Genomic DNA, 23,015 nt, shown 5'->3' with positions numbered 1-23,015 from the left:
CTCCTTTACATGGCGAAAAGGGAGTATGACTAACTCCCTTTTTTAATATAATATTTTATACTTATTTTTTATTATTTGAAAATATTTTTATTTTGCAAGTTCATCCGCGTAGTGACAGCTGACAAAATGATTTTCCCCTAATTTTCTAAGGGCTGGTTCCTCATTATTACACTTTTCTGTTGCAAACGGGCAACGTGTATGGAACCGGCATCCGCTTGGCGGGTTAATAGGGGAGGGGACATCACCTTTTAAAATGACCCGCTCTCTTTTTAACTCCGGGTCAGGTACCGGAATTGATGATAATAATGCTTTGGTATAAGGGTGGAGCGGTGAATCAAACAAAGCTTTTTTCTCAGCAATCTCGACTACCTTTCCTAAATACATCACCATGACTCGGTCAGAAATGTGCCGTACCACACTTAGATCGTGTGAGATGAAAAGAAAAGTGAGCTGAAACTGATTTTGCAGCTTTTTTAATAGGTTAAGAATTTGTGCCTGGATCGATACATCCAAAGCTGAGACAGCTTCATCACAAATGATTAATTTCGGATTCACCGCCAGAGCCCTGGCAATCCCAATCCTCTGACGTTGGCCTCCGCTGAACTCATGAGGATATCGATCTAATGCTTCTGGCGGGAGACCAACATACCCGAGTAATTCCAACATTCTTTCCATTCTTTTTGGTTTTGGAACGACCTCTTGAATGGCCATCGCTTCATTCAAAATTTGTTTTACTGTTTGTCTTGGATTAAGAGAGGCGAAAGGATCTTGAAAAATTACCTGCAGGTCTCCTCTTAACTTTCGCATTTCTTTTTTGTTTAAATCCAAAATATTTTGTCCTGAATAATAAACCTTGCCATCTGTTGGTTCATCAAGCCTTAAAATTGCCCGCCCGGTGGTAGATTTGCCGCAGCCGGATTCGCCGACAATGCTTAAAGTCTCACCTTCAAAAAGATGGAAAGAAACATCGTCAACTGCCTTTACATATGACTTTGGTTTAAAAAGGGAGTCTGATTTGACAGGAAAATACTGCTTTAAATTTTCTACTTGTAATAATAGCTTTTTCTCGGCTTGTGCCTGCATTATTTTACAGCCTCCTGTTGTTGGAATTCTGTCCATTGACTTGTATACATCCAGCAGCGGACCTTTACACCATCCGGCTGTGCTGCGAGTTCTGGTTGACGCTCATGGCAAATTGGCTGTTTAAAGGGACATCTGGATGCAAATCGGCAGCCAAGAGGCATATTATAAGGACTTGGGACACTGCCTTCAATGGTTTTCAATTCATCTTGATCCTCATGGATTTTAGGTAATGAGGCTATTAAACCTTGCGTGTAAGGATGTCTTGGATCCGAAAAAATCTTATTAGTTGGAGCATGTTCTACAATGTTACCGGCATACATGACGGCAACTGTATCACAGGTTTCAGCAACAACACCCAAATCATGGGTAATCATAATAACGCCCATGCCAAGCTTTGTTTGTAAATCTTTTATCAATTCTAAGATTTGCGCCTGAATAGTTACATCCAAGGCTGTTGTCGGTTCATCCGCGATTAACACCTCAGGAGTGCAAGCTAGTGCCATTGCAATCATGACACGCTGCCTCATGCCGCCGCTTAATTGAAAAGGTTCCTGTTTTGCTCTTTTTTCAGGAGAGGGTATACCAACTAACTTCAGCATTTCTACTGCTTTGTCCCGTGCCTCTTTTTTACTCATCTTTTGATGGAGTCTTAATGCTTCGGCGATTTGTTCTCCAACAGGGATGACAGGGTTTAACGAGGTCATCGGTTCCTGGAAAATCATCGAGATTTCATTCCCGCGAATTTTCCTCATTTCATCTTCTGAAAGGGAGACTAAGTCTTTACCTTTAAACAGAATCTGCCCGCCGGCAATTTTTCCGGGAGGGGAGGGGATTAACCTTAGAATGGAAAGAGATGTCATACTTTTTCCACAGCCGGATTCACCTACAATCCCTAATGTTTCGCCCTTCCTTAGTGTAAAATCGATGCCGTCTACGGCTCTACTGACCCCACGCTTCGTGTGGAAATGTGTTTTTAAACCTTTCACTTCTAAAATCGGTCTGTTTTCAGCATTCATGACCGTTCACCACCTTTTAATTTAGTTCAATCCGTTTATTAAAGAATCGATATAGTACATCAACACATAAATTCACGATAACGAAAACTAGCGAGGCTACTAATACTCCTCCTTGTACCATTGGAAGATCGCGCATCCTGATCGAATCTACGATCATCCTTCCTAATCCATTAATAGCGAAAATCGACTCGACTAAAACGGTACCGCCAAGCAATGCGCCAAACTGTAGGCCAACAACGGTGATCACAGGAATTAATGCGTTACGTAATGCATGCTTATAAACGATTACTCGCTCACGAAGACCTTTAGCACGAGCAGTTCTAATATAATCCTGACGAATAACTTCAAGCATACTTGATCTCGTCATTCGGGCCACAATAGCTGCGCCGCCAGCACCTAATGTAAGAGCTGGAAGGATCACGTGAAGAATGCTTTCCCATCCGGCGACTGGCAGTATCTGCAATTTTACAGAAAAGAAATACATCATCATTAAACCGAACCAAAAGCTTGGTAATGAAATCCCTAATAATGCGACAATCATAACCGTTGTATCTGTTAGGGAATAAGGTTTAACTGCAGATATGATGCCAGCAGCCATCCCTAGAACGATCGTAATGATAATACTGAAAAAGGCAAGCTCCATAGTTATTGGTAATCTAACCAATATTTCCTCTAGAACGGGCTGGCTATTTTTAAGGGACACCCCAAAATCACCACGAAAAACGTTCATCAAGTAATCAAAATACTGTACGTATAGTGGTCTATTTAACCCTAATTGCTCCCGAATGGCTTCAATGGTATCTTTTGAAGCACCTTCACCAGCAAGCAATACAGCGGGGTCCCCCGGAACAAGCTGCATAATAATGAACACTACAAACGTTACCCCAATAACCACAGGAATTGTTTGCATTAAACGGCGTAAGATAAACATTAACATCGTTGGTCAACCTCCCTATTTCTTCATTCTTGGATCAAATGCATCTCGTAATCCATCACCAAAAATATTAAAACCTAAAACTAGTATAGAAATGGCCAGCCCTGGAAAAATAGCGATATAAGGTGCTGAGAATAAGAAATCCCTTCCGTTGCTTAACATGGTCCCCCACTCTGGAGATGGAGGCTGGGCACCAAGCCCAAGGAAGGATAGGCCAGCTGCTGAGAGAATGACTGTTGCTAGTCTAAGTGTCCCTTGTACAATAATAGGTGACAGAATATTCGGTAATATATGTTTAAAAATAATTGTTATATCATTCGCTCCCAGCGAACGGATGGCATCAATGTACTCAAGCCGCTTTACTTCTAAAGTCGAACCGCGAACAATTCGGGCAAATAACGGAATCGAGTATGCTCCTACTGCAATGGTTACATTTGTTAAGCCTGGTCCAAGTGCACTGATGATTGCCAATGCTAGTAAAATTCCAGGGAAAGCTAGCAGGATATCCATGATTCTCATAATCGTAGAGTCAATCCATTTTCCATAGTAGCCCGCAACAAGTCCAAAAATAATACCGAAAAAGGCACCGAAGATTACCGCAGTGAATCCAATCCCCATTGACAGTCTCGATCCAAAAAGAATCCGACTTAAAATATCTCTTCCTTTATCATCTGTTCCCATCCAATGATCTGGGGACGGGGGTATTAATTTATTTTCCAATTTAATTTCGTATGGATCATAAGGAGCAAGTAATGGTGCGAAGAGTGCAACTATTATATAGAAAAGTATAATGATAGCACCAACCATTGCCGCTTTATTTTGCATTAAAATGGAAAGGAAATCTTTCAGTTTAGATTCTTTTGGATGATTCATAGTTTGTGTTACTACAACTGTTTGTTTTGTTTTTGCTTCAAGTGTCATGCAAAACCCTCCTTAATTATTTTATTTGAAAGAATGCTGTAGTTTCTGGTTGTCATGTTCCTCCTTATGAAAGCTAATTTTTTTATGTGGAATAAGTACAAAATTATCAAAATTTAAGTGAAAGTAAATATTTTTTAAATTGTTTGTCAAAATAGTTAAAATTTTAGTAAATATTCTGTAAATATTTCAAATCATCATCTTCTATAATGCAGATAAGCAAATTTAGAGGCAGGTGAAAAAACGGATACAGCTTAGATATAGAATTTAAATAACATCATAAAGGGGAAAGAGATATGGAGAAAAAAAGTCGCACCATTAAAAATGGCATTCTATTTGTTTTAATAGGATTAATGCTGCTGTTTGCTCAAGCTTGTTCAACGAAATCAGCTAATACCAACGAAACAGCAGGGAAGAAAAATGAAGTTAAAAAAGGTGGAATACTTACTGTAGTTCGTCTTTCTGATGCAACGAAATTAGACCCACATTTTATAACCGATATTCCTTCTGCTAATGTTGTTTATCAAAAGGTATATCAGGGACTGGTTGTACCAGACAAAGATTTTAAAATTCAACCACTGTTAGCAAAAGAATGGAAGGTCGTAAATGATACAACTTGGGAATTTAAATTAAGAGAAGGTGTTAAATTCCATGATGGAGCATCATTTAATGCAGAAGCTGTGAAGGCAACATTTGATCGTTTATTAGATCCAAAAACGGGGTCGCCACAGCGTACGAAATTTGCCATGATTAAAGAAGTAAAAATTGTTGATGATTATACCGTTCAATTCTTGCTTGACTATCCATATGCCCCACTTCTATCTATATTAGCGAGCCAAGAAGGAAGCATCATTAGTCCAAAAGCATTGGCTGAAAATCCAGAAAAATTAGCTGAACATCCAGTTGGAACTGGCCCGTTTGTTTTTAAAGAATGGAAAAGCGGCCAAGAAATTTCACTTGTGAAAAATGAAAATTACTGGGGGAAAAAACCAAATATCGATGGGGTAGTATTTAAAGTTGTTCCAGAAGATGCAACTCGTCTAGCCATGATTGAAACGGGCGAAGCGCATATCAACGATCAAGTCCCTGTCACTGAAATTGAACGGATTGAAGCTTCTGATACAATGGAGCTTTATCGCACTGAAGGACTTGCTGTTGAATTCCTCGGCTTTAACGTAAAGAAAAAACCATTTGATGATGTAAGAGTCCGTAAAGCAATCAGCCATGCGATTGAAAGAGAAGCCATCATTAAAGGTGTTTATAATAATGTGGGGACCCTTGCTAACGTGGCCATGAGCCCTAAAGTGTTCGGTTATAGCGACAAGGTAAAGCCGTATGATTATGATTTAAATGAAGCCAAAAAATTGTTAAAAGAAGCAGGCTATGAAAAAGGGTTAGAGATTACCTTAGTTACCAGCGATCGTAAAGAACGTATAAATATGGCTGAAGTTATTCAATCTCAGTTAAAAGGGATTGGGGTAAATGTGAAGATTCAAGTGATGGAATATGGCGCATTTATTGAAACTCTTAATAAGGGACAACATGAAATGGTCATCAACGGATGGGGAAATGCCACTGGCGATGGAGATTATAACCAATACAACTTATTCCATACTTCTTCACAAGGTCCTGCAGGGAACCATTTCTACTATAGTAATCCTGAAGTAGACAAATTGATTGAAGATGCGCGTAGAGAAACTGATGAGAAAACACGCTTAAAACTGTATGAAGAAGTTATGCAAAAAGAAATTGACGATGCAGTTTATATTCCAATCCGCAATTACGAGTACTTAGCAGTAAGTAATAAAAATGTAAGTGGGTATTGGTTAAACGCTTCAAACTACCTAATGATTGATGATGTAGTTATTAAGTAAAAAGCTTGATTGAATGTTGATGAAGGAAAAGTACTTTTTTACAAAAGTGCTTTTCCTAATTTTTTTTCATAGGAGGAAATGAAATGACGACTTTTTGGTTAACAAATGTTCGTTTAGAAAAAGGCTTCAAATATGAAAATGAACGTATTGCCGCTACTGAAACAGAAATTTGCCATTTGAAAATTGAAGGAGGCAAAATCACCGAAATCACTAGTGAATTGCCTAACTTGGGTGAAAAGCAGGTTGATGCGAAGCAGCAGCTATTACTGCCATCCTTACGAGATATGCATATTCACATTGATAAAACCTATTATGGCGGACCTTGGAAAGCGTGTACTCCAATCACAAAAGGGATCTTTACCAGATTAGAAGAAGAAAAGGTGCTTTTGCCAAAGCTTTTACCAACTGCACAGGAACGCGCTGAAAAAATGATTGAATTATATATTCGGAATGGGCATACCCATATCCGCACCCATTGTAACGTCGATCCGGTCATAGGATTAAAAAATTTGGAAGCAACTGTGAATGCTTTGAAAAAATATGAGGATGTCCTAACCTATGAAATCGTCGCCTTCCCGCAGCATGGACTCCTTAGGAGTGATTCTGTTCAATTAATTCGCGATGCGATGAAAAATGGAGCTACCCTCGTAGGGGGTGTTGACCCGGCAACGGTTGATAGAAATATTGAAAAATCATTGGCGACGATTTTTGAAATTGCTGTTGAAAACGATAAGGGTGTCGATATTCACCTTCATGATCCTAACACATTAGGTGCATTTACTTTTGAAAGAATGGCTTACTATACGGAGCAAGCCGGGTTAAAGGGAAAAGCAACCATCAGTCATGGGATAGCACTAGGCGATTTATCGGGGGAAGCACTCGTTGAAATGGCGGCTATTTTAAGAGAACAAGAGCTTGATGTGACAACAACTGTACCGGTTAATCGTCCTACTATACCAATTCCGACTCTTGATAAATTGGGTGTTCCGGTTTCCGTAGGCCATGATAGCATCACGGACCACTGGTCTCCATTTGGCACTGGAAATACTATTCAAAAGCTTGGAACCCTTGCTGAGAGGTTCCGATTGAGTGATGAATACTCTTTATCAACTGTCCTAAAATATGGTACTGGCGGAGTGACGCCTCTAAATGAAAGAGGCGAACGTGTCTGGCCAAAGGTTGGCGATGACGCAACCATGATGTTTGTAAATGCATCTTGTTCAGCAGAAGCAATCGCAAGGCGGGCCACTGTAGAAGCACTATTTTTTAAAGGGAAAAAGGTCGAAAGTAAGCTAACGGAAACAAATGAAGTAAGAGTGTAAACGAGGGGGAAATGAAGATGTCTGCTCCATATTGGTTAACAAACGTTCGATTAGAAACTGGCTATCAACAGGATGAGAAAGGTGACTACGAAACAAAAACATCACTCTTCCATTTGAAAATAGAGGATGGGAAATTTGTTGAGAAAAAAGACGCTACTTTTGTCATCCCATCCGGGGAAATAAAAATAGATGGAAAAGGTTTATTAGCGATTCCAACCTTTAAGGAGATGCATAATCACCTTGATAAAACCTATTTATCTCTCAACTGGAAGGCTCCCATTCCAGCAAAAAATTTAACAGAACGATTACGGCTGGAAGCTATGGAACTGGAGCATTTGGCTTCAACGACCAAGCAGAGGGCTAGTGCGATGATTGAGCTACTTCTTTGCCAAGGTTCTACGCATATCCGGACTCATGTGAATATTGATCCCTACATCGGATTGAAAAATTTGGAAGGCGTGAAAGCAGCGCTAGAAGATTATTCCGATAAATTAACCTATGAAATTGTTGCCTTTCCACAGCATGGACTTTTAAGGGACAACGTTATTTCCTTAATGAAGGAAGCCATGAGAAATGGTGCAAATATTGTTGGCGGGCTTGACCCAGCAGGTATTGACCGTAACATAGAAAAATCTTTATATGAAGTAATGAACCTAGCAACAGAATTTGATGCTGACGTGGATATACATTTGCATGACGGCGGTCATGTTGGCTATTATACGGTAGATAAATTAGCTGAATTGGTTGAAGAGGCAAAATGGCATAATCGTGCAACCGTCAGTCATGCCTTTAGTTTAGGGGACGTGCCGATTCCACAGCAGGAAGAGATTGCTGAAAAGCTTAGCAATTTAGGGATGTCGATCATGTCCACGATTCCAATCAACAGAACGCTCCCTCCAATTGATTTATTAGACCGAAAAGGGGTTAATGTCTATTTAGGCTGTGATGGTTTTTATGATTCATGGGGACCGTTTGGAACAGGTGATGTACTGGAAAAGGTGACTCGCTATGGTGAGTTATATCGCAAAAGCGATGAACTGTCCCTGTCTCAATCGTTAAAATACGCAACAGGCGGACCAACACCATTAACGAAAGATGGGGAAGTGGCTTGGCCGCTTGAAGGAGACGAGGCCAACCTTGTACTTGTTAATGTATCTTGTACGGCTGAAGCGGTTGCAAGAACTCCGAAACGGGAGGCTGTTATTTTTAGAGGGAAAGTGGTCTCGGGACAAATTTAATCATTCAGGATGATAATATTCTCAAAAAGAAGAAGCCCAGAAAATGGGCTTTTTTTTGCTAATAAGTTAGTTGAATTCAACTACGCCTCAATCTTCGTCTTATCGGACTTGCCAATCGGCGAGTTTTCATTTAATCGTCTCACATATATAGGAGAAAAAAATTTAAAAATTTAAAATTTTACCTCTTTTTTAATAAATTTACAAAGTTTTGAGCTGTCTTTGATAAGTAATGATTTTTCAGCCATATTAATCCGACAGAGGAGGACAGCTTAGAACTTGGAATTTGGTATGATTGTATTGGATATCCTTTATGCAGTTTAAGCATGGTTTCTGGAACAATGGATGCACCAAAACCAGATGAGACCAAATCCATCAATAGAGTAATGTCTGAACACTCACCAACAATGTTAGGATGTTTTTCGTACCGAGAAAATGCCTCCAAAATTAAATAATGCACACCTAATCCTTCCGTACTTGGTAAAATGAGCGGGTAGTTTTGAAGCTCTCCAAATGAGACCTCATGAACTAACGGTTTCTGTTTTTTTGATGTTATAAAATAAAATGGTTCTGTTTGAAGGTGAAGAACTGAAAAATCATCTAAATTGAGCGGCATTCGAATGATTGCCAGCTCCACCACCCGGTCTTTGACTAGCTTACAAAGATGAGAGGATTCATTTTGTTGAATTTTATATGTAACATTTGGGTATAGTTTTTGAAACTGATGGAGTATTTCAGGTAATTCGACAACAGAAAATGTATTGATTCCTAACGATAGTCTCCCTTTTGTCCCATTTCCTACTTCCTTCACTTCCATTTTGGCTTCTTCCATTAACTGGGTCACTCGCAAAGCGTATTTATATAAGGCTTTCCCCGCTTCGGTTAATTCAAAAAATTTTCCATTTCTCTCTACTAATTTTGAGCCTAGTTCCTCTTCCATTGTTTTTAAATGTTGACTTAAAGGGGGTTGAGAGATATGAAGTCTTACTGCGGCAGCAGAAATTTTTCTTTCCTCAACAATGGCTATAAAATATCGCAGCTGTCTTATGTCCAACGCTAAAACACTCCTTGTATTATATGAAAAACTTAAGTAAAATTTATTTTTTTTATATTTTTAATATGGTTGTTCCCATGTTAGCATATTTCTATCAGGTAGGAAAAGGATTACTAGTGATATCTGATCTCCGCAATTTTTCCGTCCTCGATCAATAAATGGTAACATTCCGTATTTGTACCCGTTATGATGCTATCCTCTGATGAAACCATTACAGACGATTCCACTTACATGACACAGGATTCAAAATAAGCATTCTGTATACACCATTTTCATGAAGAATCAAATATTATTTTTTCGAGCAAAAGAGGAGAAAAATCCGTGCCAAAAAAATCTGCATTTCCACTTTTACTGACATATATGTTTCTTGCGATGCTTGGCATTGGTCTTGTTATTCCGATTCTGCCTGAACTGCTAAAAGAATTCGGAGCCGGCGGAAAAGCAGCGGGATATTTAGTATCCGCCTTCGGTTTGACGCAGTTTTTGTTCTCGCCAATTGCTGGCGAATTCTCAGACAAATACGGACGCAAGCCGATGATCGTCGTTGGACTGTGCTTATTCGTCATTTCCAACTTACTGGCTGCTGTTGCAGATCATTTCTCGCTTTTTCTTGTTTCACGATTAATTGGCGGTATGGGTTCTGCTGCCTTGGTTCCCTCCATTATGGCTTATGTTGTGGATATCACGACAGAAGAACAGAGGCCTAGAGCGATGTCATTTCTAGGCGCTTCGATGTCATCCGGTTTTATTATTGGTCCGGGTTTGGGAGGATTGCTTGCTGAGTTTGGAACTAGGGCTCCTTTCTTCGGGTCTGCAAGTATTGGTCTATTGTCGGTGATCTGTTGTTTGCCATTTTTACCGGAATCCCAATCTGTAGAGGCCCGTCACATGCATCTGAAATCGAAACCAAAGAAGGAAAATATTTTTCGTCAGCTTGCACAATCGGTTAAATCTCGCTATTTTACTCTATTGTTAATGATATTCGCTCTTACATTCGGACTTACTCACTTTGAGGCGATATACCCGTTGTTCGTTACCCAGAGCTATGGATTTACAACTAGAGAAATTTCCATCTTGTTCATGGTTTGTTCCTTGATCGGTACATTCAACCAAGTGATGCTGACTAACCGGCTTACACAAAGATTTGGGGAAAAGCCAATTATTAGCAGCATGCTCTTGCTATCGGCAATATCTCTTGTGTTCTTGCTATTCTCGGGCAATTTCTTTTATGTAATGGTCATTACGATGTTGTTTTTTACATTTAATAACATATTGCGGCCGACGATTAACACGCTGCTTTCGAAGGAAGCTGGAAATGAACAAGGATTTGTAGCAGGGTTGAACAATGCCTATATGGGTCTCGGACAAATTTTTGGGCCAGTGCTTGCGGGGTGGTTATTCGATATTCATATCAACCTGCCTTATCTATTCGGAGCATTTGTGTTACTGGTTAGCAGCTTTGTTTCCGTTAAGTGGGTTGGAAGTAAGAATGGAGAAAGCCCTACAGAAAATAAAAGATTAAATGATCAAGCTTTATAGAAATATTTACTAAATTACTACATCCGTAACAAAGGGAATGAAACATATCCTATCATTAAAAATTGTTTTTATAGAATAGCCGCATTTTCCATGGAAAATGCGGTTTTGCTTTATAGGAAAGCAAATGAAGAGATTGTGATTACATCTTATTGGTTACTTATATGCAAAACTTAAGTAAAACTTAATTTTTTTATATTTTTCTTAAAGTTTTTCCTATGTTAGCATAGAACTATATGTATTTAAATTGTAATAAATTGTCTATCGATTTAAGGGCGAAAGTACCTTGTAATCAGAAGTAGGGATTCCCTTTTTTGGGTGTCGAATCCTTCCGGCTTTTTTTAAAGAGTGGCAGGATTCAATGAAAGGCATTGTCGTTAGCATCTTCCTTTACGGGACTGCTAGCGACAATGTCTTTTTCTTTAGCTGGATCTAAATAAAAGCAAGAACCGACTTTTTGAATAAAGAATAAGATTCTGATATTTGAATGAATAGTTTAAAAAAGGGTAATTCGATGAACTAGGAGGAACATATGATGGAGTTTGTTACAAAAGTAAACTCATTAGTCAACATTAAAGTAATCGGCGTTGGCGGTGGGGGGAATAACGCTGTTAACCGTATGATCGAGCATGGAGTTCAGGGTGTAGAATTTATTGCTGTTAATACAGATGCACAAGTTCTTAAATTATTAAACGCTGAGATCAAGATACAAATCGGTGAAACATTGACAAAAGGATTAGGATCAGGGGCAAATCCAGAAGTAGGTAAAAAAGCAGTAAAAGAAAGCCAAGGGAAGATCCAAGAAGTATTAAAAGGCACAGACATGGTATTTATTACAGCTGGTATGGGCGGCGGTACAGGAACGGGTGCTGCCCCTGCTATTGCTCAAATTGCCCGTGATCTGGGCATTCTGACCATTGGAGTTGTAACACTTCCATTTTCGTTTGAGGGCCGTAAACGTGCAAAACAAGCAGAAAGCGGAATCGCCTTAATGAAGAAAGCAGTGGACACATTAATTGTTATTCCAAACGATCGATTATTAGAGACTATACATAAAAATACACCCATAGTTGAGGCATTTCGTGAAGTGGATAATCTTCTTCGTCAAAGTATCCAAGGTATTTCCGATTTAATAGCTGTACCTGGTTTAATCAACATTGATTTTGCTGATGTACAAACAATCATGTCCAATAAAGGAACTGCCTTAATAGGAATTGGCATCGCAACAGGTAAAGACCGCGCTGCTGAAGCTGCAAAGAGAGCTATTTCCAGCCCGTTACTTGGTACTTCTATCGATGGAGTTCAAGGTGTGCTAATGAAAGTCACAGGGGGCACAAATTTAAGTCTTTACGAAGTACAAGAGGCGGCAAACATTGTTACTTCTACGGCAAGCTCCGAGTTAAATATGATTTTCGGTTCTGTTATTAACGAACACTTAAAAGATGAGATTATAGTAACCATCATTGCTACTGGCTTTCATGATCAGGAGCTTCCATTAGTAATGTCTTCCAGCACTTAAATTACAGGAATGGAAAAACCATTTCCTCCATGGGTAATGGGATAATGCGATAAACCATTTGTATAGGATCCCCTCAAAATAATTTTTGAAGGGTTCTAAACTATTTCATCCTTTTTTAATGTATTCCAGAAGCCTGCAGCAAGGGAAAGTGCTCGAGACAGGTTGCAATGAATTTGAGTTTAAGATATCAAACTAAAAAGTTAAGAATTTGATAATGGTTTTTATACGAGGAGTTAAGTTCTGTAAGGTACAATCAATGTACGTCGACGAAGTCATAAATCAAGAATACAAATGAAACAATACCTTTTAGGACCAGTTAATAATGTTATTGAATTAGGGGATGAAAAAATGATCAAGAAAACAAAAATATTAACACCTTTACTCGGATTGACATTAGCATTAACAGCGTGGGGCACAAGTATGCAGGTCAACGCAAGTGAACAAAAGAATGCAACAAAAACAGAACAAACGAAAACAAATAAAGCTCAAGATTCAAATAAAAAACACCAATCTGAAAATAAAATGACTAAAGGTCAGGAAATGGCTAATATTCTTAGCAGCACAAATTGGCAAGGTACAAGAGTATACGACAAAAATAATAATGACTTAACAAAAGAGAATACAAATTTCATTGGCCTTGCAAAATATGATGCTAAAACAGGCAGATATGAATTTTTTGATGCTAAAACGGGTAACAGTCGTGGGGATAAAGGAACTTTCTTTATCACAAATGATGGGAAGAAGAGAATTTTAATTTCAGAATCAATGAAGTACCAAGCAGTTGTTGATATGACAAAACTAAATAAAGATGTTTTTACTTATAAAAGAATGGGAAAAGATGCTAATGGCAATGAAGTAGAAGTATTCGTTGAACATGTTCCATATAAAGACAAAGAGCTGTCTTTTACTGATCCGGACAAGCTGTTGGATACTACTACAGGAGATATTGTTAAAAACATTGATGGAGATAAAATTTTAGGCAGCACCCTATGGCACGGAACAAAGGTATTGGATGAAAACGGCAATGATGTAACACAATATAATTCGATGTTTATAAGTCTGGCAAAATTTTATGATAAGACAAATAAATATGAGTTTTTCAATGAAGAAACTGGCAAAAGCCGGGGTGATTATGGATACTTCGATGTGGTACACGGAAATAAGATAAGAGCCCATGTTTCAATTGGAGCTAATAAGTATGGTGCTGCTCTTGAACTTACAGAGCTTAATAAAAATAAATTTACTTATAAAAGAATTGGTAAGGACAAAGATGGCAAGGACATAACTATATTCGTTGAACATGAACCTTATAAAGGTGATTTTAAACCAAAATTTAGTTTTTAAAAGCAGTTAATATACAAATGGGTGGGAAATAAATGAATTAAAAACAAGGTTGTCTACAAAAGGTGACAACCTTGTTTCCTTTACGGTAAAGTTAAAAAAACTGTACCTCGGCAGGAGGCACTCTCATGTCTATTCGGTGGCGATTATTAATTTCACATACAACGATGCTAATCGTGACGCTAGTACTTTTCTTAATAAGCGCCTTGTTGATTCCAGTGGCAATTACAGGGGATATTCGAAGTATTAAAGATTTGTATACACGTCAATACGCGCTTAAGCCATTAACAAAACCAGAGGAAAATGTATTTCTAGATGTTAAATATTTAGCGAAAAAACAACCAAATCAATTATTAAATGAAACCACACTTAAACAATTTGATCAAAAGTTAGATCCAGTATCCTCTGGATTAATCATCCGTAAAGGAAAAAAAATTGTCCACTCATCAAAAATTTTAAATTCTATAAAGGATGAAAAAAAACTTCCTTCTTTTGAACCGGAAAATATTAAAGTACGAGAAACGATCAGTATAGATCATCAATTTTTTTTATATGTAAAGTTCGATTTTTATTTTCCGGATCAGGAAGAAGGCAGTGTTATCATTATGAGGGAAGTTAGTCCTTTTGTTGAACTGTCAAGAAGCTTATTTCCATTAATATTTGGGGCACTTTTTCTTTCTTTAATTCTTGTAAATGGTTTATTAAGTTATTTTGTCTCTAGGAGTATTATTAAGCCATTATTTTCTTTGAAAACTGCAACAGAACAAATGGGTGAAGGTAATTTAAACGTGAAGATTGATCATGCGAGGCAGGATGAAATTGGTCAACTTAGTTATGAATTTGACAAAATGAGGAAAAAACTTAAGGATTCAATAGAGCTTCAGCTTCAATATGAAGAAAGCAGAAAGGAGTTAATTTCCAATATCTCACATGATTTAAAAACTCCAATAACGGCTATCAAAGGTTATATTGAAGGAATACAGGATGGAGTTGCAGATTCGCAAGGGAAAATGGAGAAATACCTCTCAACAATCAAACGAAAAGCGACAGATATGGATCAACTAATTGATGATTTATTCCTTTTTTCTAAATTAGATTTAAAGAAGCTGCCATTTTACTTCGAAGGCATTGAAATTAACCGTTTTATCATAAATTTTGTTGAGGAAGCAAGTTTTGATTTAGAGGAAAAAGGTATTCAAGTTAATGTTGAAAATAGGACGAAAAATGAAGTGAAGGTGATTGCCGACCGTGATAAATTAAGGCGGGTAATGACAAATATCATTAATAACTCCGTAAAGCATATGAAAAAGTCAGAAAAAAATATATGTATTAATATAAATGAAGAAGCAGATTTTGTTGAAATTGAAGTCCGTGATAATGGTTCCGGAATCGAGGAGCAGTCTCTTCCATATATTTTTGACCGTTTTTATCGTGTAGATACCTCAAGAAATAAATCAACTGGCGGGAGCGGACTTGGACTTGCGATTGCAAAGCAGATTATTACGGAGCATGACGGAGATATTTGGGTGGAAAGTCAAATAGGGGTAGGAACGAGTATCTTTTTTACGTTGAAGAAGTCAATTTAGAGTGGTGAGTACATTGAAAAAAATTTTAATCATTGAAGATGATCTTGATATTGGGGAATTGCAACAAGACTACCTTGAGATTAATGGATATGATGTTGAATTACAAACCTCAGGCAAGGAAGGATTAAAACGTGCACTAAATAAAGAGTATGACTTATTAATTATCGATATCATGCTTCCAGAGGTGGATGGGTTCGAAATTTGTAAACAAGTAAGAGCTGTAAAGAATATCCCCATCTTAATTGTCTCGGCCAAGAAAGAAGATATTGATAAAATAAGAGGCCTGGGGCTTGGTGCCGATGATTATATTATTAAACCTTTCAGTCCAAGTGAGCTAGTTGCCAGGGTAAAGGCCCATTTGGCACGTTATGAGCGTTTAATAGGAAATATGGATACAGCCAAAAAGGAAATAAGAATCCGAGGGCTTGTCATTGATGAAATGGCGCGAAAGGTTTATGTGAATAATCAAAAGATCTCTTTAACTGCAAAAGAATTCGACTTATTACTTTTCTTAGCTCAGCACCCAAACCGGGTCTTTAGTAAAGAAGATCTCTTCGAAAGCATTTGGGGATTGGATTCATCTGGGGATATTACCACTATCACGGTTCATATCAGGAAGATTCGCGGAAAAATCGAAAATGATCCCTCGAATCCTCAATTTATTGAAACAGTTTGGGGTGCGGGATATATGATGTCGGTTTAATCGAAGGATGACTTTAATTTTTTTTAGAAAAATTTGATAGGATTTGATTATGATACTTATAAAACGATCTATTTGTATAATGTTATTTTTTTTAGTAGGTTGTCAAAACCCAATAATATTGGAAAGTTCAAATGAAAATCAGATTGTAGAGGCGGATAGTATGAAAGAACAATTTTTTAAAGCTGTAGAAAAGGGGAATATAGCCGAGATTAATAACTTAATAAATAAGGGAGTAAATATAAATAGCCAGGATGGTTTGGGAAGGACAGCAATCATGATTGCTGCCTATGCTAATGATGTTGAAACAGCCAAAGCCTTAATTGAAAAGGGGGCTGATGTTAATATTCAGGATAAAATGAAAAATAATCCCTTCCTTTATGCTGGAGCAGAAGGGTATATTGAAATATTGCAACTGACAATCGAAGCAGGCGCAAACCCCAAACTCCTTAATCGGTACGGCGGCACAGCTTTAATCCCAGCCTCAGAGCACGGATTTGTTGAAGTTGTGAAAGAACTCCTAGAAAATACAGAAATAAATGTTAATCATGTGAATAATTTAGGATGGACAGCATTAATGGAAGCTATTGTACTTAAAGACGGGGGAAGGAAACAGCAGGAAACCATTAAGCTATTAATAGAACATGGGGCTGATGTAAACATACCGGATTCTGATGGTGTCACACCTCTTCAACATGCAAAAGAAAGAAATTTTTCTGAAATTGAAAAAATTCTCCTGCAAGCGGGTGCAAAACGGTAGAAAGACATTAGTTTTTGAGAATACTCATCTACAAAAAAGGCGAGACTTTTTTTAAAAAGTCCTCGCCGTTTTTTAAAAATAAATAATATTTAAAATTATCTCAGTATAGAGGCTAATTCTCTTTAGTGTGCAATCACGTATAATTACCTAGACAGCATTCTTTTTTGCACTTTCTAAATTCTTGGATTTCACCAAAAGGCTGCCAACGTAGTAGAACAATGCAGCTGAACCTATACCGAATGCCACAACGGAAAGCTGTGGAGCGGAGAAATTGACCATCAGTGCAACTATGGCTGCCATTCCCCATGCTACAAACGCCAGCGGTTTCCATTTAGCCGAATCAACAGCTTGGTTCCTGCGGAGGATTAGTTGGTCCATGATGATGATTGTAGCGATTGGTGGAACAATTAAGCCTAAAAGCTCCAGCCAGCTTTGGAAGGCGCTCCAAATCCCGGAAACAGCTGCAATTATTCCAATAATCCCCAGAATAATTGTCAGCAATCTCATACTTTTTCCGGTCATATGGGAAAAACCGACGGCTCCATTATATAAACAGTGTGTACATCCAACTCCCAGATTAATAAACACGAATATGATAGACAACATGGAAAGCAGCGGTCCTTGTCCAGATAAAATTGGCATAAAGTCCCCGCCGTTCGTTACAGGGTTTTGAATGACACCTGTCGCAACGATAATTGCACCAACCACTTCGGCAATGAACTTCCCAAATGGAAAGGCTGTAAATGCAGCTAAAAATCCTTCACGCCCATTTTTGGACCATCGCGTAAAGTCAGCGGTCATCGTGCCGGAATCAGCGAAAGTCGCAAATACCAAGGTGACTGCAGCGCCAAATGACATTAGGCCCGCACCGGCAATTGGTTCAAAATTAAAAATATCTGGATTTCCCGTTTTAATCGAGAAACCTATTGCAACAAAGCCCAAAATGAGATATAGCGGTGCCGCAATCCATCCTAATATGGTTAACGCTTTAATTCCAATAAACGTTGCGGCTACATAAAGAACTCCACCTAGCAAGGTCATTAACAACATCGGAGCACCAAATGAACGGGCCATGGTATCCCCTGTAAGGCCTGTCATCAAGGCAAACCAACCAACAACAACTGTTGAAAGTAATCCTGAAACAGCTATATACCCAAGCCGTCCAAAGGTTTTCTGGGCGGCCATTGCAAAGTTTTCTCCAGTTTTTCCTGCCAAATAACTTAATGAGCCGACAATCAGGCATAAAAGCAAGTTTCCGGTCAGAATTGCGGTAACACCCACTTTGAATCCAAGCATGGCAGTAATTACGCCGCCAATTACAGCACTTGTTAAAACCATTGGAAATCCAAACCAAACGGCTGCAACGGAAGCCAGTGATTTTCTATATTCTTTTGGTACAGGAGTGGTTTCAAACTCTGGATCCAAAAGATTATTATCCATATTATTAGTAGACATACATTTCCTCCTAACAATTTTAATGTTGGTATATTTATTTGATTGTGTTATTCCCACCGCCTTTACTTTTTTAAAGCGCTTTCTATAGGATCCTTATTCTTATTTTAAAGTGGAAAATTTTAACGGTCTTTGGATATAGCAACTAAAAAACTACGATAACGCTTATGCATTCCGTACAAAGGTTTGTGAAAGAACTTTGAAGTTGCATGCAAAATAAAAAAAATAATCCCTGCTGTGCAAGGAGTATAAATTCTGCTTGCACAGCAGGGATTGAGTTTAATACTTTTTTATGAATCTATTTGAAGTTTTTTGTTTAGCAGTCTGTATATTTTTAATGCTAATTGGATTTGAAGCAGTTCTTCTGCATTTTTTAAATCACTGTTCAAGATTTCTTTAATTTTTTCAATTCTATATATGAGAGTATTACGGTGCAAAAACATTGCTTTCGCAGTTTCACTAATATTAAGGTTATTGTGAAAATAATTCTCTAAGGTATTAATATAGCCGGTACCATGGAATTTATCATGCTCATATATTTTCCCGAGCCGTTTCATGAAGAAGTCTTCCAGCTCCATATCTTTTACGTTTGAATCCAAAAAGTGATAGATGCTATGGTCTTCAAAATGCGAGATACCCCCACGGTCATCGAACTTTTGCATTAGTCTTATGGATTCATTGGCTTCAGAGAAGCTCTTATGCAGGGACTGTATTCTTTCATACTGTCTGCCAATTCCAATTAAGAAAGTCGAATTTTTAATATATTTTCCTAGAACATCGTAAATTTTTTGGCCATATTGTTTCGCTTCATTTACGGAAATGGGTGCTCTATTTTCGTGCTGTCCAATCAAAATAATAATTCGGTTATTACGGTGAAAGCAGGTAACTTCTCCATTTGAATAATTAGAATGCTCATAAACTAAATCCACGCATTTTTTTGATCTGTTCTCCACTTGAACCCTTCTAGCGACCAAATCCTCAAATTGATTCTGATCATTGGAATCTATATTAATCACCATACTATGGTACTTATATTGTGAATTTAATCCATGCATTTCACTTAAAGTCTGAATGGATTCAGTTGAGGTGATTTTTCCAGTGAGCAAATCATCAAAAAAGTCCTGCCTAATTTTTAACTTCACTTCCTCAATTTCCTTCGCTTTAATTCTTTCTAAGGCAATGTTCGTTGATGCTTGTTCCAAAATGATAAAGTCAAACTCGGTTAACTCACGTACAGTTTCCCAAACGATGATATACCCGTAAATATTGCTTGCTGCAGCTATGGGCAGAATACGGCATTTTATTTCTATATCCTCTAAACGGAATATTCTTTTAATTGATTTTTTCATATCACTTATATCTTCAGGTATAGCGTCTATGAACTCTTTAGGAAAGGAAGGTCTATTTTTAATTAAATCAAAACAATACGAAAGCGGTACTTTGTTGTTGATGTGCTCAATTGCGTTCACCAGCTTCCAATCTTGATCGACTATGATTACCGGATTACCAATTGTCTCTGACAACATGGAGGAAATCCGCTCAATTCCTCCGCCTTCAAGTGTAATTCTGAAGAACAAACTATGCATATCCAAAGTTTTTCTATTTAATAAATCATACCTGCCTGATGCTTTCTCATTGATAATCGAAATGACCCTTGAAAGGGTGTATTGATAGGGAAGCTCTATAAGCGGAAAACCATACTCATTCGCTTTATCAATCATATTTTTCGGAAGTGTATCGAAGTAACGTTTCATTTTCACGATCAGTCCAGCACAGTTAATTTCAGCAAGCTCTTTAATGATTCTGTTTTGTAATTCCTCATTATCCTTGAAAATATAGCCAGTCGATAGCAGCAATTCATTTGGTGAAAGCCAGTCGAAAGCATCGGGATTTTCAATAATATTTACGATTGAAATTTCATTGTTAATTCCTTTTTCTCCCGCAACAATCTTTATGCCATCAATTGCTTTTATATTAAATAGTTCTTTAACCGTAAGCAAACTTCTCTCGCTCCTTTGTCAAAATTTAAACACAATCCATTATGCAAGTTGCACAATTGAATAGATAGCTTTTTGGATTTTATAAACGATGACGGTGTTATGCATTATATCTAGAATAATCATGTAAGCTTCATACTTTGTCAAATGAAAATTGTATAAAGCTTTCTCAAGAATAAGTTCATGATTTAAAAGGAGGCAAGTTTTGTCCAATTATAAATTAGGCTCCCTGAGTCAGATTTATGAGGTGCTTTAAGTGTTAAAAACAGTATCGGGTGATGTTGAATTTTTACAGAAGTTGAATAGCTCAAAATTCACAGGAAGTGTTCATAGTACATTTAATCGGACATTTAATATTAAATGTCATCAAAATGGTGAGTTATACACCATTGCTTGCAGAAACGTAGATAATGGACCCAATACCTTAATTATCGATGTTGATAATATTAGGCCGATGGAAATTGCAGTAAATGATCAAGTATTTACTAAGAAGAATATTTTGCACATTGGAAATAAGCTTGCCATTTCTTTTAAAAACGTTAATAAATGGGTCAGTGTTGTTCCCGGATATCCTTCGAATGAAGAAATTTTGAATCAAAATTTAAAAAAGTTGAAGAAATTTATCGACATTCATGGGAAAAGTGGCGGAATAAAAAAACACGAATTACCCAATAGCCTATTTGAAGCTAAAATGTCCAGCATGCTCGAACTGCGAACTAATTTACTTTTAGACGAATTAGCGGAAGATCGAATGTCATCTGCTTTAGAACATGCCATTTCGATTATTGGTCTAGGACCAGGGCTCACACCATCAGGGGATGATTTTCTAGTTGGGCTATTTACCTCTTTTAGTATGTTGAACGGTCCATTCTATGGAAGAAGGTCATTCTGTGAAGATGTCGTTAGCAAGGCCAAAACCTTAACGAATGACATTAGCTGGATGGCATTGCAGAAAGCATCCACAGGTAAAGTGAGAGAGTCTATCATTTTGTTACTCAACGCCTTGCTCGGTGAGAATGAAGCAGACTTATTTCTCTCTTTAAATAAAGTATTAAACATCGGATCTTCATCCGGTACTGACATCGCATTAGGTCTTGTCGGCGGATTGGAGGCCAATATAAAAGCAGGAGGAAAAGTATATGTTAGTACAAGCATTGATTAAACCTAACACGTATTTCGATTCGGTATCATTAATGTCGCTATCTACTAAAGCGAATCAAATTGATGGTGTTGAACAAGCGATTATCGCAATGGGTACTGAAATGAACAAAGAGGTAATGAAAAATGTCGGTTTAATGACACCGGAAGTCGAGGAAGCCGGCGCAAGTGATTTGATTATTGTAGTGAAAGCTGAAACTGAGGAGCTCTTCGAAAACGCTTTCTTGAGCATAAATGAATTATTTACTAAAAGGGATTCAGGCAAAAAAGGAAAAAGTGATATTAAATACTCTACTATTTCCTCAGCTGTAGAAAATAATCCGGATGCAAATCTAGCGATTATTGCTGTGAATGGGGCTTACGCTGCTAGAGAAGCGAGAAAAGCTCTTGAAAATAACCTGAATGTCATGATGTTCAGTGACAATGTCAGCGTCGAAGACGAAATTGCTTTAAAGAATTTAGCGCATGAAAAAGGATTATTAATGATGGGTCCTGACTGTGGTACAGCGATTATCGGAAATACTGCCCTTTGCTTTGCAAATGCTGTTAGAAAAGGAGATATCGGGATTGTTGGTGCATCAGGTACCGGGTCCCAAGAAGTAAGTGTTCGTATCCATGAATTTGGCGGCGGGATCACTCAGTTGATTGGAACCGGCGGAAGAGACCTTAAAGAAGAAGTTGGCGGAATCATGATGCTTGATGGAATCCAAGCGCTAGAAGATGACGAGGAAACAAAGGTTATTGTACTTGTTTCGAAGCCTCCTGCACCAAGTGTGGAAGAAAAAGTGCTAGCGAAAATTAAAACATGTAAAAAGCCTGTTGTCGTTTGGTTTATTGGCGGCGATGAGGAGAAAATTACTGCAGCTGGCGGTCATTTTGCCAAAATGTCAAAAGAAGCAGCACTTAAAGCGGTTTTACTTGCTGGTGCAGATGAGAGCAAACTTAATAAGCGTGCATTAAACATTCCGTTAATTGAAGATGTTCGTACTAAATTAAAGCCAGAGCAAAGATATATTCGCGGTTTATTCAGCGGCGGTACACTTTGCGATGAGGCAATGCACGCAGCTATGGAGAAATTCGATAATGCTTACAGCAATATCGCAAGAAATCCTGAGTATCGTTTAAAAGATCGTTATACAAGTCAAGAGCATACATTCATCGACTTTGGTGATGACGAATATACACAAGGCAAGCCGCATCCAATGATTGATCCTTCTACACGTCTTGACAGATTTATGCAGGAAGCAAAAGATCCATCCGTTGGTGTTATTGTAATGGACTTTGTATTAGGTTACGGTGCTCACGAAGATCCGGTTGGAGCATTCCTTCCTGCAATCATGGAAGCTAAACTGCTGGCAGAACAAGAAGGAAGACATTTGGAGATTATTGGGTATGTTCTTGGTACAGAATTAGATCCGCAAGATTATGAAGAGCAAATCAATAAATTATTGGCTGCAGGTGTCACTCATGCAAGCAGCAGCCAGAACGCAGGTTTATTAGCAAGAGAATTTGTTGTGAAAGGAGAATAGC

The 23,015-nt window shown here is 37.9% G+C and carries 18 protein-coding genes; 11 read left to right on the top strand and 7 right to left on the bottom strand.

The window, feature by feature from the left end:
• Nucleotides 1–87 precede the first annotated feature (87 nt).
• Genes KHA99_RS03640 through KHA99_RS03625 form a run of 4 tightly spaced genes read right to left on the bottom strand, consistent with a single transcriptional unit; the run spans nt 88 to nt 3,906 of the window.
• On the bottom strand, nt 88–1,083 hold the full coding sequence (locus tag KHA99_RS03640; protein WP_213116052.1) for an ABC transporter ATP-binding protein: 996 nt from the start codon (nt 1,081–1,083) through the stop codon (nt 88–90).
• Nucleotides 1,083–2,099, bottom strand: coding sequence for an ABC transporter ATP-binding protein (locus KHA99_RS03635; protein WP_213116051.1), 1,017 nt, complete (start codon nt 2,097–2,099; stop codon nt 1,083–1,085). Before KHA99_RS03635 ends, KHA99_RS03640 begins: the two co-directional genes overlap by 1 nt.
• 16 nt (nt 2,100–2,115) lie before the next feature.
• Nucleotides 2,116–3,036, bottom strand: a complete 921-nt coding sequence (nikB, locus tag KHA99_RS03630) for a nickel ABC transporter permease (protein WP_213116050.1) — start codon at nt 3,034–3,036, stop codon at nt 2,116–2,118.
• Nucleotides 3,037–3,051: 15 nt separating this feature from the next.
• Nucleotides 3,052–3,906 (bottom strand): ABC transporter permease, encoded by an 855-nt coding sequence (locus tag KHA99_RS03625; RefSeq protein WP_249366509.1) that lies wholly within the window; start codon nt 3,904–3,906, stop codon nt 3,052–3,054.
• A gap of 341 nt (nt 3,907–4,247) precedes the next feature.
• On the opposite strand from KHA99_RS03625, the gene KHA99_RS03620 reads away from it, so the two are divergent.
• The 3 genes from KHA99_RS03620 (at nt 4,248) to KHA99_RS03610 (ending at nt 8,385) form a co-directional block, all read left to right on the top strand.
• The gene (locus KHA99_RS03620) at nt 4,248–5,825 is read left to right on the top strand and encodes a glutathione ABC transporter substrate-binding protein (RefSeq protein ID WP_213116048.1); all 1,578 of its coding nucleotides are present in this window, start codon (nt 4,248–4,250) and stop codon (nt 5,823–5,825) included.
• A gap of 83 nt (nt 5,826–5,908) precedes the next feature.
• Nucleotides 5,909–7,147, top strand: coding sequence for an amidohydrolase family protein (locus KHA99_RS03615; protein ID WP_213116047.1), 1,239 nt, complete (start codon nt 5,909–5,911; stop codon nt 7,145–7,147).
• Between the two features lie 17 nt (nt 7,148–7,164).
• Nucleotides 7,165–8,385 carry an amidohydrolase gene (locus KHA99_RS03610; protein ID WP_213116046.1) on the top strand — a complete coding sequence of 407 codons (1,221 nt, stop codon included), beginning with the start codon at nt 7,165–7,167 and terminating at the stop codon, nt 8,383–8,385.
• A 178-nt stretch (nt 8,386–8,563) separates the two neighbouring features.
• Here the strand turns inward: KHA99_RS03610 and KHA99_RS03605 are convergent, their stop codons facing one another.
• Nucleotides 8,564–9,436 carry a LysR family transcriptional regulator gene (locus KHA99_RS03605; protein ID WP_213116045.1) on the bottom strand — a complete coding sequence of 291 codons (873 nt, stop codon included), beginning with the start codon at nt 9,434–9,436 and terminating at the stop codon, nt 8,564–8,566.
• 360 nt (nt 9,437–9,796) lie between these two features.
• Here KHA99_RS03605 and KHA99_RS03600 point away from each other — a divergent pair, with 360 nt between their 5' ends.
• The 6 genes from KHA99_RS03600 (at nt 9,797) to KHA99_RS03575 (ending at nt 16,878) form a co-directional block, all read left to right on the top strand.
• Nucleotides 9,797–10,975 carry an MFS transporter gene (locus tag KHA99_RS03600; RefSeq protein WP_213116894.1) on the top strand — a complete coding sequence of 393 codons (1,179 nt, stop codon included), beginning with the start codon at nt 9,797–9,799 and terminating at the stop codon, nt 10,973–10,975.
• Between the two features lie 529 nt (nt 10,976–11,504).
• Nucleotides 11,505–12,491, top strand: coding sequence for a cell division protein FtsZ (gene ftsZ / locus KHA99_RS03595; protein WP_213116044.1), 987 nt, complete (start codon nt 11,505–11,507; stop codon nt 12,489–12,491).
• A 348-nt stretch (nt 12,492–12,839) separates the two neighbouring features.
• Nucleotides 12,840–13,835: a DUF4822 domain-containing protein gene (locus KHA99_RS03590; RefSeq protein ID WP_213116043.1), complete on the top strand. Its 996-nt coding sequence runs from the start codon at nt 12,840–12,842 to the stop codon at nt 13,833–13,835.
• A gap of 125 nt (nt 13,836–13,960) precedes the next feature.
• The gene (locus KHA99_RS03585; RefSeq protein ID WP_213116042.1) at nt 13,961–15,418 is read left to right on the top strand and encodes a sensor histidine kinase; all 1,458 of its coding nucleotides are present in this window, start codon (nt 13,961–13,963) and stop codon (nt 15,416–15,418) included.
• A 4-nt stretch (nt 15,419–15,422) separates the two neighbouring features.
• Nucleotides 15,423–16,121 carry a response regulator transcription factor gene (locus KHA99_RS03580; protein WP_213116041.1) on the top strand — a complete coding sequence of 233 codons (699 nt, stop codon included), beginning with the start codon at nt 15,423–15,425 and terminating at the stop codon, nt 16,119–16,121.
• A 49-nt stretch (nt 16,122–16,170) separates the two neighbouring features.
• The gene (locus KHA99_RS03575; protein ID WP_372447562.1) at nt 16,171–16,878 is read left to right on the top strand and encodes an ankyrin repeat domain-containing protein; all 708 of its coding nucleotides are present in this window, start codon (nt 16,171–16,173) and stop codon (nt 16,876–16,878) included.
• A gap of 147 nt (nt 16,879–17,025) precedes the next feature.
• Here the strand turns inward: KHA99_RS03575 and KHA99_RS03570 are convergent, their stop codons facing one another.
• A complete protein-coding gene (locus KHA99_RS03570; protein ID WP_213116040.1) occupies nt 17,026–18,333 on the bottom strand; it encodes a cytosine permease in 1,308 nt (435 codons plus the stop codon).
• 287 nt (nt 18,334–18,620) lie between these two features.
• Nucleotides 18,621–20,330, bottom strand: coding sequence for a PucR family transcriptional regulator (locus tag KHA99_RS03565; protein WP_213116039.1), 1,710 nt, complete (start codon nt 20,328–20,330; stop codon nt 18,621–18,623).
• A gap of 253 nt (nt 20,331–20,583) precedes the next feature.
• On the opposite strand from KHA99_RS03565, the gene KHA99_RS03560 reads away from it, so the two are divergent.
• Both KHA99_RS03560 and fdrA read left to right on the top strand, forming a co-directional pair.
• Nucleotides 20,584–21,489, top strand: a complete 906-nt coding sequence (locus KHA99_RS03560; protein WP_213116038.1) for an oxamate carbamoyltransferase subunit AllH family protein — start codon at nt 20,584–20,586, stop codon at nt 21,487–21,489.
• A complete protein-coding gene (gene fdrA / locus KHA99_RS03555; RefSeq protein WP_213116037.1) occupies nt 21,467–23,014 on the top strand; it encodes an acyl-CoA synthetase FdrA in 1,548 nt (515 codons plus the stop codon). Before KHA99_RS03560 ends, fdrA begins: the two co-directional genes overlap by 23 nt.
• The last annotated feature ends 1 nt before the right edge of the window (nt 23,015 follow it).

This window comes from Neobacillus rhizophilus, assembly GCF_018343535.1.
GTDB classification, from domain to species: Bacteria; Bacillota; Bacilli; order Bacillales; family Cytobacillaceae; genus Neobacillus; species Neobacillus rhizophilus.
This window is presented reverse-complemented; position numbering and strand designations above follow the sequence as displayed.